The sequence below is a fragment of the Streptomyces sp. NPDC002845 genome (assembly GCF_053591955.1).
The window spans coordinates 1-1029 of record NZ_JBSFUU010000264.1 but is presented as its reverse complement, the minus strand read 5'-3'; the positions used below and the strand labels follow the sequence as shown (position 1 = coordinate 1029).

General features: G+C 73.0%; 1 protein-coding gene. It reads right to left on the bottom strand.

The genetic code is table 11. From position 1 onward, the window contains the following. Positions 1-222: 222 nt before the first annotated feature. On the bottom strand, positions 223-1029 hold an 807-nt coding region (locus ACWD3C_RS48765; RefSeq protein WP_451155305.1), incomplete at its 5' end, for a HupE/UreJ family protein.

The following is a 1029-nucleotide window of genomic DNA, read 5'->3' as shown; positions in this document are numbered from 1 at the left end:
GGACACCGCCGGAGACGGCCACGACGGGGACGTCCTCGCAGATGTCCTCGGCCAGGGCCGCTCGGCGTCGGCCGCGATCACCAGGACCCGGCTCGCGCCGAGCCTGAACAGCCCGAGGCGTCGACGAGCCCCGGCCCGTCATAGGGTCGACTCGCTGCTCCGAATGGCACCCTCCGGTCTCTGGCGCCACCCCGTGATCACCGCTTGCGGCTCTCAACCGCTCTATGTCGCCGCTGAGTTGGCGGTGTCCGTCGACTGGTCCCGATCGTACGGCTCACACGTCGTCGCCGCGTGTCGCCTTTCACACTCGGGACATGTCGCCGCAGGGGGCTCGGTCGGCCCGGGCCGTGCGTGCCGACGGGTGGCCAGGGTCCAGGCGGTGGCGGCGAGTGCGGTCACCGTGAGGGCGGCCAGCATGGCAGTGGTGTGGGATCCGGCGCTGTCGGCCGCCCGGGCGAGGGGGTTGGGCAGGCCGAGGCGGTCGGCCAGCCAGCCGACGGCCGCCGTGGCGGTGAGCAGGGCGCCGGCCAGTCGTAGCGTGGGCTGGATGCGCAGGCGGGCGAGGACCAGCAGCGAGGGCAGGGTGAGGCAGACCAGCAGGAGCTGGACCAGCTCGATGCCGAGGTTGAAGCCGAGGAGGCTGGTCACGAGCTGTCCGGTGGACAGGTGCATCTCCGCGAGTACGAAGGAGAACGCCATGCCGTGGCCGAGCCCGAAGACCCCGGCCACGAGTGCCTCCTTGCCCGGGAAGAGGGGGCGGATGGCGTGGATCGCGCCGACGAGGATGCTGCCGGCGATGAACGCCTCGACCGGCCAGTCGGGGATGTCCAGGCGGCCGAGCGCGGTGACGGCCAGTGCGACGGAGTGGCCGGCGGTGAAGGCGAGCGTGATGCGGCCGATCCGCAGAAGCGCGGACCGGGCGCCGACCAGGCCGTCCCAGCGGCGGCCGGTGGCCGCGAGCGGCGCGGGCAGGAGCAGGATCAGCAGGAAGAGCAGGTGGTCGGTGCCGGTGAGGATGTGGTCGCCGCC